The sequence below is a fragment of the Streptomyces sp. BHT-5-2 genome, from assembly GCF_019774615.1.
In the GTDB taxonomy this organism is placed as follows: domain Bacteria; phylum Actinomycetota; class Actinomycetes; order Streptomycetales; family Streptomycetaceae; genus Streptomyces.
This window is the reverse complement of the sequence record NZ_CP081496.1, coordinates 533779-550899: the sequence shown is the minus strand read 5'-3', so window position 1 is coordinate 550899 and position 17121 is coordinate 533779. Positions and strand designations below refer to the sequence as shown.

Genomic DNA, 17121 nt, shown 5'->3' with positions numbered 1-17121 from the left:
GCGGGCGGGTTGCCATGAGGCTGCAACACGCGGTTCACACAAGGACGGTGGCCGGTGGGACGGCGGGCTCAGGGGGCGTGGAGGAAGCCCTCGACGAGCGGGCGGAAGAGGTCCGGTTCGTCGACCCAGGGGTAGTGGCCCACGAGGTGCAGCGGGCGCAGCCGGGCGTCCGGGAAGGAGGCGGCGACCAGCTCGCCCGCGCGCATGCCGGCGACCGCGTCACGGTCGCCGGTGACCACCAGGACCGGGCAGGTGACCCGCCGCAGTCCCGCCAGCAGCGCCCGCCGGGCGGCCTCGTCCACGCCCTGCCAGAAGCCGGCGCGCGGTACGGGCCCCAACTGCGCGCCCTCGGCGGCCGCGTGGGCCCGCTGCGGCGCCTCCCAGCGCCCGTAGGCCAGCGGTGCCGCGTCGTACAGCAGCTCGCGGACCTGCGCCGGGTCGGATGCCTCGGTCAGTTCCCGGACCGCCGCCGCGGCCCGCGGCCACCACTCCTCGTGCTTGCGGGCCTCGAAGATCTCCCGTGCGTCGTCGGGGAGTTCGCCCTGCAGCCGGGAGCCGGGGCAGACCAGCACCAGGCGGGTCAGCCGCTCGGGGTGGGCCGCGGCGTACGCCTGCGCCACCGTGGCCCCGGCGTCGTGGCCGAGCAGGGCGAAGCGCTCCAGGCCCAGGTGGGCGCGGAGTGCCTCGACGTCCTCGGCGAGGTGCGGGAAGGCGTACCGCCCGGGGTCCGTGGCGGCGGGCGAGGCGCCGGTGCCGCGGCCGTCCGGGACGATCAGCCGCCGGTGCTCCGCCAGGCCGCCGAGGTCTCCCAGGTAGGCGGCGTCCCGGCCCGGGCCGCCGGCCAGGCATACCAGGGGCGGCAGCGATGAGTCGGCGGGCCCGAGCACGCGGTGGTGCAGCTCGGCGCCGTCGTAGGTGCGGAAGTGCGGCATACGGACAGCTTGCCGGACGGTGCGCCGCCGCCCGGCGACCGGAACGCCGCGGCGGGGGCGGGCACGGGGGCGGCCGCGGCCGTCGGCGTAGGACCGACGACCGAGGGAATCCCCGACTCCGGACAGGGGCGCAGCCCCTTTACGGCCCTTACGCTGGCCCGATGACCGCTGACCCCTCCAGCCCGGCGGACGCGGCCCCCGCGGCCGCGACGGGCAGCACCGCCGCATCCGACACCGCCGTACCCGATATCGCTGTACCCGACATCGCCGGCACCGCCACCGCTCCGGAAGCGGACCGTACCCCCGCCGGGGAACGGATCCCGCCTGCGGGGCCGGCGGCCGAGGGCTCCGGCGGCGTCCTCGGCCGGGAGCACCGTGCCCTGACTCTCGGCATCATCTCCGTCGTCTCGCTCATCGCCTTCGAGGCGAGCGCGGTGAACACCGCCATGCCGGTGGCCGCCCGGGCCCTCGACGGCATCGGGCTCTACGCCTTCGCCTTCTCGGCGTTCTTCACGGCCAGCCTGTTCGCGATGGCGCTCTCGGGGGTGTGGAGCGACCGGCGCGGGCCGCTGGCGCCGCTGTTCAGCGGGATAGCGGCGTTCGGCGCGGGACTGGTGGTCGCCGGCGGGGCGCAGAGCATGGGGATGTTCGTCGCCGGGCGCGGTGTGCAGGGCCTGGGCGGCGGCCTGGCGGTGGTGGCGCTGTACGTCGTCGTCGGCCGCGGCTATCCCGAGCGGCTGCGGCCGGCGGTCATGGCGTCGTTCTCGGCGGCCTGGGTGGTGCCGGTGATCGTCGGACCGCTGGTCGCCGGGACGGTCACCGAACAGTTCGGCTGGCGCTGGGTGTTCCTCTCCATACCCGTGCTGATACTCCTGCCGCTCGGGGTGATGCTGCCGGCGCTGCGCAAGCTGCCGCGCACGGCCCCGGGGGCGGACGGCGGCCTCCGGCGGATCCTGGGCAGCCGCCGCTGCCGGCTGGCGCTGGCGGTCGCGGTGGGCGCGTCGCTGCTGCAGTACGCGGGCCAGCACCCGAGCCTGCTCGCGCTGCTGCCGGCCGCCGTCGGGCTGGTGCTGCTGGCCCCGGCGATCGTGCGGCTGCTTCCCCGCGGCACGTTCCGGGCCGGCCGCGGGCTGCCGACGGTGGTGCTGATGCGCGGTCTGGCCGCCGGGGCGCTGGTCGCCGCCGAGAGCTTCATTCCGCTGCTGCTGGTGACCCAGCGCGGGCTGTCCGCCACCCTCGCCGGCCTCTCCCTCACCGGCGGCGGACTGACCTGGGCGCTCGGCTCGTACGTGCAGAGCCGCCCGGGTCTGGAGGCCCACCGCGAGCGGCTGATGGGCCTGGGCATGGCCCTGCTGGCCACGGCGATCGTGCTGGTGCCGCTGGTGCTGGTCGACGGGGTGCCGGTCTGGACGGTCGCCGCGGCGTGGACGATAGGCGGCTTCGGCATGGGGCTGAACATCTCCAGCGGCGGTGTGCTGCTGCTCAAGCTCTCCCGGCCGGAGGAGGCGGGCAGCAACTCCGCCTCGCTGCAGATGTCCGACGCGCTGGGCAACGTGGCCTTCGTCGGTGTCGGCGGGGTGCTGTTCGTCGCCTTCGGCGGGGGCTCGATCGCCGCGGCCGGTGCCGCGCCGGGCGGTCCCGCGGGCGTCGGGGCGAGCCACCCCGCGGCCTTCCTGGCCGTCTTCGCGGCGATGGCGGTGGTGGCGGCGGCCGGTGCGCTGGTATCGGTCCGGCTGCGTCCGAAGGCCGGCCGGGCCGGGGGCCGGTGACCGTCCGGCGGGCCGGTGTGAGCTGTCTCCCACCCCGTCGCGGGAGCGGCCGTTCCGCGCCGGGCGGGCCGGGCGGCACCGGTAGGCTGACGCGGTTGCCGATCGCCGACCTCAGCCGACGGAGACCGTGACTACCACCAGCGCCACCAACAGCCATCACCTGTCCCCGGCCTTCCCGGGCCGGGCCCCGTGGGGTACCGCGAACAAGCTGCGTGCCTGGCAGCAGGCGGCCATGGACCGCTACATCCAGACCCAGCCCAGGGACTTCCTCGCCGTGGCCACCCCCGGCGCCGGCAAGACCACCTTCGCGCTCACCCTCGCCTCGTGGCTGCTGCACCACCACGTCGTGCAGCAGGTCACGGTGGTCGCGCCGACCGAGCACCTGAAGAAGCAGTGGGCGGAGGCCGCGGCCCGGATCGGCATCAAGCTCGACCCGGAGTACAGCGCGGGCCCGCTGGGCCGCGAGTACCACGGCATCGCGATCACCTACGCCGGTGTCGGGGTCCGCCCGATGCTGCACCGCAACCGCATCGAGCAGCGCAAGACCCTGGTGATCCTGGACGAGATCCACCACGCCGGCGACTCCAAGTCGTGGGGCGAGGCGTGCCTGGAGGCGTTCGAGCCGGCGACCCGGCGGCTGGCGCTGACCGGCACCCCGTTCCGCTCGGACACCAACCCGATCCCGTTCGTGGCCTACGAGGAGGGCAACGACGGGATCCGCCGGTCGTCGGCCGACTACACCTACGGCTACGGCAACGCGCTCTCCGACGGCGTGGTCCGCCCGGTCATCTTCCTCTCCTACAGCGGCAACATGCGCTGGCGCACCAAAGCCGGCGACGAGATCGCGGCCCGGCTGGGCGAGCCGATGACCAAGGACGCCGTCTCCCAGGCGTGGCGCACCGCGCTGGACCCGCGCGGCGAGTGGATGCCGAACGTGCTGCGGGCCGCCGACCGTCGGCTGACCGAGGTCCGCAAGGGCATCCCGGACGCCGGTGCGCTGGTCATCGCCTCCGACCAGGAGCAGGCCCGGGCGTACGCCAAGCTGATCCGGGAGATCACCGGCGAGGGCGCGACCCTGGTGCTGTCCGACGACGCGGGCGCCTCGCAGCGGATCGACGACTTCTCGCACTCCGACGACCGCTGGATGGTCGCGGTCCGGATGGTGTCCGAGGGCGTGGACGTGCCCCGGCTCGCGGTCGGCGTCTACGCCACCACGATCTCCACCCCGCTGTTCTTCGCGCAGGCCGTCGGCCGCTTCGTGCGGTCCCGCAAGCGCGGCGAGACCGCGTCCGTCTTCCTGCCCACCGTCCCGATGCTGCTCGGCTTCGCCAACGAGATGGAGGTCGAGCGCGACCACGTCCTGGACAAGCCGAAGAAGGACGGCGAGGAGGACCCGTACGCCGAGTCCGAGCAGGAGATGGACGAGGCGAACAAGCAGCAGGACGAGGACACCGGCGAGCAGGAGCAGTTCTCCTTCGAGGCGCTGGAGTCGGAGGCGGTCTTCGACCGGGTGCTCTACGACGGCGCCGAGTTCGGCATGCAGGCGCACGCGGGCAGCGAGGAGGAGCAGGACTACCTCGGCATCCCCGGGCTGCTGGAGCCCGACCAGGTGCAGCTGCTGCTCCAGAAGCGGCAGGCCCGGCAGATAGCGCACAGCAGGAAGAAGCCGGACAGCGAGGCGGACCTGCTGGAGATCCCCGCCGAGCGGCGGCCGGTGGTCACGCACAAGGAGCTGCTGGAGCTCCGCAAGCAGCTCAACACCCTGGTCGGCGCCTACGTCCACCAGAGCGGCAAGCCGCACGGAGTGATCCACACCGAGCTGCGCCGGGTGTGCGGCGGCCCGCCGAGCGCGGAGGCCACGGCCGGGCAGCTCAACGAGCGCATCCGGAAGGTGCGCGAGTGGGCGACGCGGATGCGCTGAGCGCGTGCCGCGGGGGAGGCCGGGCCGGCCGCCCGCCACCCGTCGCCACCGCCTCGCCGACCACCACCCGCCGCCGGTGTCCGTGGCGCAGCAGTTCCGTGGAGGCCCGGTGCGGGTTCGGTGGGGGAACGGTGCGGATGCGTGGCGCGGCCCCCTTCTACCGGATCGCAGGCCAAACTGCCACCCCGCAGCGGGGTGGCGCATCCTGACTCCTCCGAGGGCGGCTCACGGTGCGGACGAGCCCGGATATTCCGGGCGGCGACGCCCGGATTCTGGACGGACTCTTCCGCTGACCGGAGCGGATCGCTACTGTCCCGGTCACGCACACGCCCCGTGGCAGCGCCGCCGCGGAGCGCAGCCGGTGCACAGCGGCCGGCGGCTCCAGGGCGCTGTTTCCGGGACGGACAGCGCTCCGCGTACGGACGCCGCCACTCACTCCAGGAGGGGCGTCGTGACCGCAGAGACCTCTCAGACGCTCGACCGAGGACTGCGCGTCCTCAAACTTCTCGCCGACACCGACCACGGGCTGACCGTCACCGAGCTCTCGCAGAAGCTCGGCGTCAACCGCACCGTGGTCTACCGCCTGCTGGCCACGCTGGAGCAGCACGCCCTGGTGCGCCGGGACGCCGGCGGCCGGGCCCGCGTCGGGCTGGGCGTGCTGCGCCTGGGCCGCCAGGTCCACCCGCTGGTCAGGGAGGCCGCGCTGCCGGCGCTGCGCTCGCTCGCCGAGGACGTCGGGGCCACCGCGCACCTCACCCTCGTCGACGGCGCCGAGGCGCTGGCGGTCGCGGTCGTCGAGCCGACCTGGACCGACTACCACGTCGCCTACCGCGCCGGGTTCCGCCACCCGCTGGACCGCGGAGCCGCCGGCCGGGCCATCCTCAAGGCCCGCCAGGGCCGCCTCCACGACGGCGGACTCGCCCTGACGCACGGGGAGTTGGAGGCCGGTGCCAGCGGTGCCGCGGCACCGCTGCTCGGGGTCAGCGGCATAGAGGGCAGCGTCGGTGTGGTGCTGCTGGCGGACGACGTCGGGCAGCGGATCGGGTCGCGGGTGGTGGACGCGGCCCGGGAGGTCGCGGAAGCGCTGCGCTGAGCCGGCGGCTCGCACACGGCGGCCCGTACACGGCGGCGGCGCGCGGCGGCGGCGCGCACGTGGCCGGTGTGGGGACCCTGTGGCGCTGCCGTGTGGCCCGGCGCCGCACGGGGCGGACGGGGCGGGGGTCATTTAGGGTGGCGGGGTGTCCTCACGCGCCCGTGCCCTGCTGGTCTGCACCGCCCTCGTCCTCGCCGTCCTCGTGACCGCGGCCCTGGCGCCGCTGCCGTACGCGGTCGCCTATCCGGGCGTCACGGCCAACGTCCTGGGCGACGACAAGGGCAAGCCGGTGATCACCGTCTCCGGCGCCCGTACCCGCGACACCAGCGGGCAGCTGCGGATGACCTCCATCACCGCCACCGGACCGGACGCCTCGGTCCATCTGCCGGACGTCGTCCGGGCGTGGTTCCGCACCGACGAGGCGGTGATGCCGCGCGACTCGGTCTACCCGGTGGGCAACAGCACCGAGGAGATCGCCGAGCACAACGCCGAGCAGATGAAGCAGTCTCAGGACAGCGCCACCCGGGCCGCGCTGAGCCGGCTCGGCAAGTCCCCCAAGGACGTCAAGGTCACCCTGAGTCTGGCGGACATCGGCGGGCCCAGCGCGGGCCTGCTGTTCGCGCTGGGCATCGTCGACAAGCTCGACGGCGACGGCGCCGGGCACGACCTCACCGGCGGCCGGACCGTCTCGGGGACCGGCACCATCGACGCAGACGGCGCGGTCGGCGCGGTCGGCGGGGTGGCCCTGAAGACCCAGGCCGCGCGCCGCGACGGCGCGACGGTCTTCCTCGTGCCGCGCGCGGAGTGCTCGGACGCCCGCGCCGAACTCCCCGCCGGGATGCGGCTGATCCCGGTCACCACCCTGGACGGCGCGGTGGACGCCCTCAAGGCCCTCAACTCCGGTGGTGCGGTGCCCAGTTGCGCCGGTTGAGCCGGGAGCCCGAGGGTGGCCGGGGCCGCCCTCGGGGGTTCGCCCGGAGGTGCGCTCAGAGGGTCGCGATGGTCTCCTGGTCGGCGTAGCGGAAGCCGTCCTCGTCGAAGTAGAAGACGGTGACCTTCACCTCGTCGCCCTTGGCGAAGCCGCCCCCGCCCGTCTTGAGCTTCACCTGCGCGACGTGGTCGGCGTAGTCGCAGACGAGCTTGTCGCCCTTGACGGTGCCCGCGCCGCGCGTCGCCAGCTTGGACGAGGTGAGCTGCTCGGCGTTGGCGACCAGCTCGTGGTGCATGCCGGGGTCGCAGGAGTACGTGACGTTCACCTTCAGGCCCGGCGCGTCCAGCGCGACCTTGTCGATGTGGATCAGGTTGGCCTTGGCCGCGGCGGTCGGTGCGGCGGCCAGGGTGCCGGCGCCGACCAGGGCGGCGACGGTGGCGGCACCGGCGAGACGGTGCCGGAGGCGGGATGCCCTCATGGAGTTTTCTGCCCTTTCCCCCTGTCGCGGCCGTCCGTGCGACGACTGCGACACTTGTTCGCTTTCGGGTGGCGCAACCATACGTGATCTTGCGGGGGTCCGGGCCCTTTTCCGCACACTCGCCCCACCCGGCGGGCCTCAGCCGCCGCCCTCCCTGATGAACCCCTCCTTCAGCAGCCACTCCTTGGCGACCTGGTGCGGGTCCCGGCCCTCGACGTCCACCTCGGCGTTGAGCCTCTGCGCGACGGCGTTGTCCAGGGCCGCCGTGACCGGCGCGAGGACGTCGGCGATCCGCGGATGGCGCGCGATGCTGCGGGCGTTGATCTCCGGCGCGGCGTTGTAGTCGGGGAAGAAGTGCCGGTCGTCCGTCAGCACCGTCAGCCCCATCGCCTTGATCCGGCCGTCCGTGGTGAACACCTCCCCGAAGGTGCAGGACGTGCCCTTCGCCGTCTCGGTGTAGACCACGCCGCCGGTCATCCGCCGGACGTTGCCCGGCGGGATGCTCATCCCGTACGCCTTGGCCATGCCGGGCAGGCCGTCGTTGCGGGTGGCGAACTCGTTCTCCACGCACAGCGTGACCGCGCCGGGGTCCTTCTTCAGCAGCGCGGCGACGTCGGAGAGGGTGCGCACCCGGTACTTCTTCTCGTCGGCGGCGTTCAGCGCCAGCGCGTAGGTGTTGTTCAGCCGGGACTGCGGCAGCCAGACGATGCCGTTGCGGCGGTCGGCGTCCCGCACCGCCGCCCACTGCCGCTGCGGGTCCGGGATCGGTTTGACGTGCCCGAGGTGGGTGATCCAGCCGGTGCCGGTGTACTCGTACATCCCGTCCGCGGTGCCGGTGCGGACCGCCTCCCGGGCGCCGATGGTGCCCTGGATGTTGGTCTTGTCGACGACGGTGGCGCCGGCCGCCTTGAACACCAGCCCCATGATCTGGCCGAGGATGATGTTCTCGGTGAACTCCTTGGACGTGACGGTGAGCTCGGCGCCCTTCAACGGCAGTCCCCGGCCCACCGTCCCGGGCCGGACGTCGTCCGGCATCGGGCTGCCGCTGACCAGCCCGCAGCCGCCGAGCAGCGCCGCGGCCGACAGCACCGCGCCGGCCGCCGCGGGCCCGCCCCGGCGCCCCCGCGCCCGCCCCCTCACGTCGCCACCTCCAACCCGCGCGGCCGCAGCAGCAGTTCGGCCAGCGAGGCCAGCCACTCCACCAGCAGCGCCAGCGCCACCGTCAGCACCGAGCCCAGGATCAGCACCGGCATCCGCTGGGTGATGATCCCCGCCGAGATCAGGTCGCCCAGCCCGCCGCCCCCGCCGAACGTGGCCAGCGTCGCGGTGCCCACGTTCAGCACCAGCGCGGTCCGCACCCCGGCCAGGATCAGCGGGACGGCCAGCGGGAGTTCGACCCTGGCCAGCACGCCCAGCGAGGACATCCCGATCCCGCGGGCCGCCTCGGTCAGCGTCGGATCGATGCCGCGCAGCCCGGCGAGGGTGTTGGCCAGCACCGGCAGCACGGCGTAGACGACCATGCCGACGATCGCCGAACGGGCCCCGATGCCCAGCCAGATGACCAGCAGCACCAGCAGGCCGAGCGCCGGGACCGCCTGCCCGAGGTTGGCGAGCGCCATCGCCGGCGGGGTGGCCCGGCGCAGCCGCGGCCGGGTCAGCGCGATGCCCAGCGGAATCGCGATCACCAGCACGAACACCGTGGACACGGCGGTCAGTTCCAGGTGCTGGCGCACCGCCAGCCACACCTTGCCGTGGTCCACCGCCTGGTGCGCGATGGAGTCCAGGCGGGCGCCGCGGAACCACAGCCAGGTCGCCAGCAGCGCGGCGGTCAGGAAGGCCGGCATGAACGTCCACTTCTGCCAGCTGATCCGGCGCCCGCCCGGCGCGGCGGGCCCGACGGCCCTGCCGGCCCCGACGGGTGCCGTCCCGGACGCCGTCTCCGCGTCCCGCGGCGGCTCCGCCCCGCCGGTCCCCTCCGACGGCCCGCCGCGGCCCCCGCCGCCCGGGGACGCGCCCGGCCTCACGCCCGGCCTCCCGCGCCGCCCTGGGGCCCGCCGGCACCGTCCAGGCCCTCCTGGGCGAGCTGGGTCCGGTGGGCGCGCTGCGCCCGGAGCTGGTGCTGTTGCTCCAGGGCCTCCAGGCGGTCCTCCTCCAGCAGTTCGTGGACGTTGTTCATCAACGTCTCCATGTCGACCACACCGGTGTACTCCCCGCGCCGGCCGGTGACCGCGACCCGGCCCGCGCTGTCGGTCAGCACCGCCTCCAGGGCGTCGCGCAGCGTCGCGTCCCTGGTCACCGTGTCGGTGACGAGGGTGCCGGCCCGGGCCAGCGACTGCTTGGCCCGCGAGAGGTCGCCGCGGCGCAGCCACTTGTACGGGCGGCGGTGCCGGTCCAGCAGCAGCACCTCGTTGGTGTCGCCGTCCCGCAGCAGATCGAAGATCGACTCCAGCGGGTCGTCGAGCTGCGCGGTGGGGAAGTCGACCACCCCCACGTCCCGCACCCGCGTCAGGTTCAGCCGCTTCAGCGCCGCCCCGGCGCCCACGAAGCCGGAGACGAAGTCGTCCGCCGGGTTGGTGAGGATGGCCTCGGGGGTGTCGAACTGGGCGATGTGCGAGCGCTCGCGGAGCACCGCGATCCGGTCGCCCAGCTTGATCGCCTCGTCGAAGTCGTGGGTGACGAAGACGATGGTCTTGTGCAGCTCGTGCTGGAGCCGGATCAGCTCGTCCTGGAGGTGGTCGCGGGTGATCGGGTCCACGGCGCCGAACGGCTCGTCCATCAGCAGCACCGGCGGGTCGGCGGCGAGCGCCCGGGCCACCCCGACCCGCTGCTGCTGACCGCCGGAGAGCTGCCGCGGATAGCGGTGGTGGAACTCGCCCGGGTCCAGCCCGACGAGGTCGAGCATCTCCGCCACACGGTCCCTGGTCCGCGCCTTGGACCAGCCGGTCATCCGCGGCACCAGCGCGATGTTCTGCGCCACCGTCATGTGCGGGAAGAGCCCGGACGCCTGGATGGCATAGCCGACCTTGCGGCGCAGCCCGACCGGGTCGATGGCGGTGACGTCCTCGTCGCCGATCCGGATCCGCCCCGAGGTCGGCTCGATCAGCCGGTTGATCATCTTGAGCGTGGTGGACTTGCCGCAGCCGGACGGCCCCACGAACACCACCGTCTCGCCGGCCCCGATCTCCATGCTGACGTCCTCCACGGCCGGGGCGGGGGTGCCGGGGTAGACCTTCGTCAGATGTTCCAGCCGGATGGCGGCGCCCGTCGAGGCGGCCGGGCGCGCGGCCCGCTCCGTGGCGCCGGTGCTGCTCCGGCGGCTCCCGTTCGGCTCAGGCACGGATCCCCCTGGGAATGGTCAGGCGTCCGATCAGGACGTAGGCGGCGTCGAAGAGGAGGGCCAGCACGGCGATCCCGAGCGTGCCGGCGAGCACCTGGTTGAGCGAGTTGGCGCTGCCCAGCGAGGCGATCCCGCGGAAGATCTCGTTGCCCAGGCCGGGGCCCGAGGCGAAGGCGGCGACGGCCGCGATGCCCATCAGCATCTGGGTGGCGACCCGGATACCGGTGAGGATCGGCGGCCAGGCCAGCGGGAGTTCGACCCGGAGGAGCCGGGCGGCCCGCGACATCCCGATGCCCTTGGCCGCGTCCACCAGCGCCGGATCCACCCCGCGCAGCCCCACGATGGCGTTGCGCACCACCGGCAGCAGCCCGTACAGGGTCAGCGCGACGACGGTCGGCGCGACACCCAGGCCGACGATCGGGATCAGCAGGCCGATCAGGGCCAGCGACGGAATGGTCAGGATCGTCGCGGTGGCCGTCGTCGCCAGCGCCCCGGCCCACTCGCTGCGGTAGGTGGCGACGCCGATGACGACGCCCAGCACCGTCGCGATCACCATGCACTGGAAGACCGCGCTGGCGTGCTGGAACGTGTCCGTCAGCAGCTGGGTGTGCCGACTGCCGACGTACTCCCAGAAGCTCACCCGTCGCCTCCTGCCGTCCGTCACCGCTCCCGGCCGCCCGGAGCCGGCCGCGGCCGCCCGGAGCCGGCCGCGGCCCGCCGCCGTCAGCCTCCCGCGGCCTGCTTCACCAGCGGGATGATCCGGAGCGGAACCGGATTTTCCATGACGATCGCCGTCGATGCCCGCACAATGCCATCAAAGCCCACGACCAGGTCGATAACCCGCTGGAGATCGGCGTTCGACCGCGCGACGAGCCTGCAGAGCATGTCCCCGTGTCCGGTCGTTGTATGCAGCTCCAGCACTTCCGGAACGGACGCCAAGTGGGCCCGTACGTCGCTGCCTTGGCCCTGTTTGATCTCCAGGGTCGCGAACGCGGTCACCGGATAGCCCAGCGCTGCCGGGTCCACGTCCGGCCCGAACCCCCTGATCACGCCATTCGACTGAAGCCGGTCCAGCCGCGCTTGCACCGTCCCGCGGGCCACCCCCAGCCTGCGGGACGCCTCCAGCACGCCGATCCGCGGCTCCCGGGCGAGCAGTTCCAGCAGCGCCCCGTCCAAATGATCGATCGCCACGGCCGTCACCTCCGATTTCGATGGTCATCATGTACAGATCGCCCGGCGAAACCGTCGAGTTGCTGTGCATAGTGCCCAGCGATTGCACAAACTATTGCGCACCTTGTGGATCGGCGGGACTCTGCGGACATGGCAGAGACCACGATGCACACCCAGCCCACCACCCCCGCCACGGCCCGGCAGGCGGACCCCTTCCCGGTCAAGGGGATGGACGCGGTCGTCTTCGCCGTCGGCAACGCCAAGCAGGCCGCGCACTACTACGCCACCGCCTTCGGCATGCGGCGGGTGGCCTACCAGGGCCCGGAGACCGGCAGCCGAGAGACGGCCAGTTACGTCCTGGAGTCCGGCGGCGCCCGCTTCGTCTTCACCTCCGTGGTCAAGCCGACCACCGAGTGGGGCCGCTTCCTCGCCGACCACGTGGCCGCGCACGGCGACGGCGTCGTCGACCTGGCCATCGAGGTGCCGGACGCCCGCGCGGCGTACGCCTACGCCGTCGAGCACGGCGCGAGGGGCCTCACGGAGCCCTACGAGACCAAGGACGAGCACGGCACGGTCGTCCGCGCCGCGATCGCCACCTACGGCCAGACCCGGCACACCCTCGTGGAGCGCTCCGGCTACGACGGTCCGTACCTGCCGGGCTTCGTCGCCGCGCAGCCGCTGGTCGCCGCTCCGGCAAAACGTTTCTTCCAGGCGATCGACCACTGCGTCGGCAATGTCGAGCTCGGCATGATGGACGAGTGGGTGGCCTTCTACAACAAGGTCATGGGCTTCACCAACATGAAGGAGTTCGTCGGCGACGACATCGCCACCGAGTACTCGGCGCTGATGTCCAAGGTCGTCGCGGACGGCACCAAGAAGGTGAAGTTCCCGCTCAACGAGCCGGCCGTCGCCAAGAAGAAGTCCCAGATCGACGAGTACCTGGAGTTCTACGGCGGCCCCGGCGTCCAGCACATCGCGCTGGCCACCAACGACATCGTCGCCTCCGTGCGCCAGATGCGGGCGGCCGGCGTCGAGTTCCTCGACGTCCCCGACACCTACTACGACACCCTCGGCGAGTGGGTCGGCGAGACCCGCGTCCCCCTCGACGAGCTGCGCGAGCTGAAGATCCTCGCCGACCGCGACGAGGACGGCTACCTGCTCCAGATCTTCACCAAGCCGGTCCAGGACCGGCCGACCGTCTTCTTCGAGATGATCGAGCGGCACGGCTCCCTCGGCTTCGGCAAGGGCAACTTCAAGGCCCTCTTCGAGGCCATCGAGCGCGAACAGGACCGGCGCGGCAACCTCTGATCGCATACCGGTTCCCGGCCACTCCGCGGGGCGCTTCCCGGCCACTCCGTGGGCCGTACACGATCTTCCGTGTGCGGCCTGCCCGCCCGTCGCCCGACCTCCACCCCCAGAAGACAGCGCTGCGCGCTGGCCCCATGGCAGGGTGAGGGCATGGACCTCATCGAACGTCTGAGCGCCGGGCTGCCGGCGGAAGCGCTGCTCACCGACCCCGACGTCACCGGCTCCTACGCCCGGGATACGGCCAACTTCTGCGACGCCGGCAGCCCCGCCGTGGTCGTCCTGCCGCGCACCGTCGAGCAGGTCCAGCACGTGCTGCGCACGGCCACCGAGCTGCGCGTCCCGGTCGTCCCGCAGGGTGCCCGCACCGGCGTCGCCGGCGCCGCCAACGCCACCGACGGCTGCATCGTCCTCTCTCTGGTGAAGATGGACCGCATCCTGGAGATCAACCCCGTCGACCGGATCGCGGTGGTCGAACCGGGCGTCGTCAACGCCGTCCTCTCCCGCGCCGTCGGCGAGCACGGCCTCTACTACCCGCCGGACCCCTCCAGTTGGGAGACGTGCACCATCGGCGGCAACATCGGCACCGCCGCCGGCGGCCTGTGCTGCGTGAAGTACGGCGTCACCGCCGAGTACGTGCTCGGCCTGGAGGTGGTCCTCGCCGACGGCCGGCTGATCAGGACCGGCCGGCGCACCGCCAAGGGCGTGGCCGGCTACGACCTCACCCGCCTCTTCGTGGGCTCCGAGGGCAGCCTCGGCGTCGTCGTCCGGGCCACCCTGGCGCTGAAGCCCGCGCCGCCCCGACAGCTCGCCATGGTGGCCGAGTTCGACTCGGTGACGGCGGCCGGCGACGCGGTCTGCCGGATCATGGCCGAGGGCCACACCCCCTCCCTGCTGGAGCTGATGGACCGCACCAGCGTCCGCGCGGTCAACGCCATGGCGCAGATGGGCCTGCCGGACACCACCGAGGTGCTGCTGCTGGCCGCCTTCGACACCCCCGACCCGGCGGCCGACCTGGCCGCGGTCGGCGCGCTGTGCGAGGCGGCCGGCGCCACCCAGGTCGTCCCCGCCGACGACGCCGCCGAGTCCGAACTCCTCCTCCAGGCACGTCGGTTGGCCTTCACCGCCCTGGAGCGGATCAAGCCGGCGATGCTCATCGACGACGTCTGCGTGCCCCGTTCGCAGCTCGCCACGATGCTGGCGGGCGCCGCCGCCGTCGCCGAGAAGCACGACCTCACCATCGGCGTCTGCGCGCACGCCGGCGACGGCAACACCCATCCGCTGGTCTGCTTCGACCCGGCCGACCCGGACGAGGAGCGGCGCGCCCGCGAGTCCTTCGACGAGATCATGGCGCTCGGCCTCCGCCTCGGCGGCACCATCACCGGCGAACACGGCGTCGGCGTCCTGAAGAAGGACTGGCTGGCCCGCGAGCTCGGCCCCGACGGCGTGGCCCTGCACCGCGGCATCAAGCAGGTCTTCGACCCGCTGGGGATCCTGAACCCGGGGAAGTTGTTCTGAGGTTCCGAAAAGCCGCTCCGGGGTCCCGGCAACGGCTTCCGGGGTCCTGGAAGCCGTCCCGAAACCCCGGTGGGACGTGCCGCGTTCCTCATGACCGATATCCCCGCGGCGCCGCCGTACCGCGTGCCGTCATGCGCACACGGACCTCGCTCTGCACGGCCGGCAGGCGTTCCCGGCGCCGACCGCGGCCGTATCCCGTCCTGTGCCCGGCGGCTCGGCTCCCCGGACCGGCAGACGCCCGCCGGTCGGAGAGAGGAGCCGCCGATGACGGGGGACGGCCCGTGCCGCCCCGGACAGCACCGCCCCGCCCGGGCGCACTGACCGCCGCCGCGCCGGCCGTTGTCAGTGCCGGGGGATATAAGTGGTGACCATGAACGCTGCACCCCTGCACTGGAAACTCGTCGTCGACGCCCACGACCCGCATGCCCAGGCCGACTTCTGGGCGGGCGCGCTCCGTTACGAGATCGAGGACCACAGCGCCCTCGTCGGCCGGCTCCTCGGTCTCGGCGCCGTGACGGCCGAGAGCGTCGTCGACCACCACGGCCGGCGCGCCTGGCGGGACGCGGCGGCGGTCCGCCACCCCGACGACCCCTTCGACCCGGACAGCGGCACGGGGCTCGGGCGGCGGCTGCTCTTCAACCGCATACCGCGCGGGGAGACCGAGGCGGGGAAGAACCGGCTGCACATCGATCTGCACGGCCCTGCGGGGCGGCGGGACGCGGAGGCGGAGCGGCTCTGCGCCCTCGGCGCCCGGGTCCGGCGCAAGGTCGTCGAACCGGCCGGCGAGTGGGTGGTGATGACGGACCCGGAGGGCAATGAATTCTGCCTGCACTAGGGCGAGTTCCTCCTTGGGTCCGCATCGGGGCGGGGCCGGCGGCCGGCGGCCCCGAACTCCTCAGCCGTACGCCTCCAGCGCGTCCCGGAGGCGCTCCGCCGGGCCGTTCAGGAGCAGTGCGCGCAGGGTGCCCGGCGGGTCGCAGAGGTGGACGTACTCCTCGTCGTCCTCGTCGTCCCGGTCCTCGTCCCGGTCCTCGTCCTCGTCCGGTTCGGTGCGGGGGGCCTCGACCATGGGGACGTCGTAGGGGTTGTCGGGGTCGGTGGGGGGTTGCGGGCGGCAGCGCCAGACGGCGCCGCACGTTCTGACCTGGACCTCGCCGAGGTACCAGGCGGCGCCGGCCAGGAACGGTTCCTCCTTCGCGGCCACCATCTGCTCGTAGGTGGTGAAGCGGGCGCGCACCAGGGCTTCGAGCCGGTCCAGGGAGGCGGGGGAGAAGTCCCAGTCCGCGGGGGTGCCGCCCGCCGCCTCGGCCCAGGCGGGGAAGGCGTCGCGCCGTGCGGCGAGCCAGGTGTCGAGCCGGTGGTTGTGGTACCAGTCCGGGGCGCCCAGGTCGTCGGCCGCGGCCAGTTCCGCCGACTCCGCGTCCGTGAGCGGCGGGAGGGCCGGCGGAGCCAGGTGCTCCGGGCGGGCCTGGTCCCAGAGTTGTTCGGGCCAGGTCCCGCGTCCGGTGCGCACGCGGTGCGGGCGGGCGTCGGGGAAGCGGTCCACGATCTCCCGCAGGTCCTGGCCGGCGACCGCCTCGCGCAGCATCGCCCAGGGGTGTTCGGCGTGGCCGTCGTAGCGCAGCCGCTGGCTGACGAAGACGCTGCCGGTCCAGGGGTCGTCCGCCGCGTGCGACGTGCCCGGCGGGGCGTCGGGGTCGACCTCGCGGTACTGCCACAGGGCGCCCTTGTTGTGGACGACGTACTGGCCCACGTACCAGGCGGCCATGATCCAGAAGGGTTCGTCGGCGACCCGGTCGTAGTCCTCGACGGTGCGGAAGTGCTGGCGCAGCAGCGCCTCCATGGCGTCCAGGGAGGCCGGGGCGAAGAGCCAGCGGTCGCGGCCGCCGGCCTGCTCCGCCCACCAGCGGAGGTGGTCGACCATGCGCGCGTTCCGCCAGCGCTCCGGGGTGCGGCAGGCCGAGTGGACCGCCCCGGCGTGCACCCACGGCGTGCGGACCTGCTGCGGCCACCACTCGGGATGCTCCCGCTGACGGGCCCTGACCGCCCTGCGCAGCAGCCGCGCCGCCGTGGCGAGGACCTGCCCCGACGCCTCGCGCAGCGCCTGGCCGACGACGAGCAGTGGCACGACCGGCGGGTGGCCGAGGGCCGGGTCGGGGCGGACGACGGGCAGGCCGTCGGTGCCCGCGGTCGCGTCCCAGTCCCAGCGGCCGCCCGCCTCCTGGAGCAGGGTCTCGCCCAGGTAGGCGGCCACGGCCTCGATGTGGAGCGGGGTGGCGTCGTCGTCGCCGTCGTCGACGGAGCAGGAGTCGAGCAGTGCCCGCTCCACCTCCGGCAGGGAACGGGCGCTGTAGTCGTGCTCCCAGTCGTCGTGGACGAACTGCTCGGCGTAGAGGGTCATGAGGTCGTGCAGGCGCTCGATCCAGAGGTGGAGCCGGTGGGCGGGCGAGCCCTCCGGGGCGTGCCGGCCCGCCAGGTAGGCGGGTGTGCCGTCCGGCGCGGTGCCGGCCGCGTCCGGTATGAGGCCGTCCCCGCGGTCGTCCGTGCGCTCGTCCATGCGGTCGTCCATCGCGTTCCCCCGTGCAGTCGGTGATCGGAGTCGACCCTAGAGGAGCCGGCTCGTTCCGGTCGGGCAAGTCCCTTGGTTCTCAAGGGAGTCTGGGCGGG

15 protein-coding genes are annotated in these 17121 nt (G+C 73.5%); 7 read left to right on the top strand and 8 right to left on the bottom strand.

All coding sequences use genetic code 11. The features are described 5' to 3' along the window. Window positions 1-68 precede the first annotated feature (68 nt). Window positions 69-932, bottom strand: coding sequence for an alpha/beta fold hydrolase (locus K2224_RS02360; protein WP_221905016.1), 864 nt, complete (start codon window positions 930-932; stop codon window positions 69-71). 161 nt (window positions 933-1093) lie between these two features. Between K2224_RS02360 and K2224_RS02355 the strand changes: the two genes are divergently transcribed. The 4 genes from K2224_RS02355 (at window position 1094) to K2224_RS02340 (ending at window position 6646) form a co-directional block, all read left to right on the top strand. Further along, entirely contained in the window at window positions 1094-2701 is a 1608-nt protein-coding gene (locus tag K2224_RS02355; protein ID WP_221905015.1) for an MFS transporter, read from the top strand. Between the two features lie 127 nt (window positions 2702-2828). Then, window positions 2829-4622 (top strand): DEAD/DEAH box helicase, encoded by a 1794-nt coding sequence (locus K2224_RS02350; protein WP_221905014.1) that lies wholly within the window; start codon window positions 2829-2831, stop codon window positions 4620-4622. A 451-nt stretch (window positions 4623-5073) separates the two neighbouring features. Then, a complete protein-coding gene (locus K2224_RS02345) occupies window positions 5074-5715 on the top strand; it encodes an IclR family transcriptional regulator (protein WP_221905013.1) in 642 nt (213 codons plus the stop codon). Window positions 5716-5860: 145 nt separating this feature from the next. Then, window positions 5861-6646: a S16 family serine protease gene (locus tag K2224_RS02340; protein WP_221905012.1), complete on the top strand. Its 786-nt coding sequence runs from the start codon at window positions 5861-5863 to the stop codon at window positions 6644-6646. A gap of 55 nt (window positions 6647-6701) precedes the next feature. On the opposite strand, the gene K2224_RS02335 is transcribed toward K2224_RS02340, so the two are convergent. From K2224_RS02335 to K2224_RS02310, 6 genes are all read right to left on the bottom strand, one after another. Next, window positions 6702-7124, bottom strand: a complete 423-nt coding sequence (locus tag K2224_RS02335; RefSeq protein ID WP_221905011.1) for a hypothetical protein — start codon at window positions 7122-7124, stop codon at window positions 6702-6704. A 138-nt stretch (window positions 7125-7262) separates the two neighbouring features. Further along, complete coding sequence (locus K2224_RS02330) at window positions 7263-8264, bottom strand: glycine betaine ABC transporter substrate-binding protein (protein ID WP_221905010.1); 1002 nt, start codon at window positions 8262-8264, stop codon at window positions 7263-7265. Then, on the bottom strand, window positions 8261-9148 hold the full coding sequence (locus K2224_RS02325) for an ABC transporter permease (RefSeq protein WP_221905009.1): 888 nt from the start codon (window positions 9146-9148) through the stop codon (window positions 8261-8263). The genes K2224_RS02330 and K2224_RS02325 overlap by 4 nt, the downstream gene beginning before the upstream one ends. Next, window positions 9145-10377, bottom strand: coding sequence for an ABC transporter ATP-binding protein (locus tag K2224_RS02320; protein ID WP_260693399.1), 1233 nt, complete (start codon window positions 10375-10377; stop codon window positions 9145-9147). The genes K2224_RS02325 and K2224_RS02320 overlap by 4 nt, the downstream gene beginning before the upstream one ends. 76 nt (window positions 10378-10453) lie before the next feature. Beyond that, window positions 10454-11101, bottom strand: coding sequence for an ABC transporter permease (locus tag K2224_RS02315; RefSeq protein ID WP_221905008.1), 648 nt, complete (start codon window positions 11099-11101; stop codon window positions 10454-10456). An 83-nt stretch (window positions 11102-11184) separates the two neighbouring features. Further along, complete coding sequence (locus tag K2224_RS02310) at window positions 11185-11652, bottom strand: Lrp/AsnC family transcriptional regulator (RefSeq protein WP_026247941.1); 468 nt, start codon at window positions 11650-11652, stop codon at window positions 11185-11187. A gap of 129 nt (window positions 11653-11781) precedes the next feature. Between K2224_RS02310 and hppD the strand changes: the two genes are divergently transcribed. The 3 genes from hppD (at window position 11782) to K2224_RS02295 (ending at window position 15289) form a co-directional block, all read left to right on the top strand. Beyond that, window positions 11782-12939, top strand: a complete 1158-nt coding sequence (gene hppD / locus K2224_RS02305) for a 4-hydroxyphenylpyruvate dioxygenase (RefSeq protein ID WP_221905006.1) — start codon at window positions 11782-11784, stop codon at window positions 12937-12939. Between the two features lie 150 nt (window positions 12940-13089). Further along, window positions 13090-14454, top strand: a complete 1365-nt coding sequence (locus K2224_RS02300; RefSeq protein ID WP_221905005.1) for an FAD-binding oxidoreductase — start codon at window positions 13090-13092, stop codon at window positions 14452-14454. A gap of 370 nt (window positions 14455-14824) precedes the next feature. Further along, window positions 14825-15289: a VOC family protein gene (locus tag K2224_RS02295; protein ID WP_221905003.1), complete on the top strand. Its 465-nt coding sequence runs from the start codon at window positions 14825-14827 to the stop codon at window positions 15287-15289. A 60-nt stretch (window positions 15290-15349) separates the two neighbouring features. Here the strand turns inward: K2224_RS02295 and K2224_RS02290 are convergent, their stop codons facing one another. Next, window positions 15350-17011 carry a hypothetical protein gene (locus K2224_RS02290; protein WP_221905000.1) on the bottom strand — a complete coding sequence of 554 codons (1662 nt, stop codon included), beginning with the start codon at window positions 17009-17011 and terminating at the stop codon, window positions 15350-15352. Window positions 17012-17121: the final 110 nt, after the last annotated feature.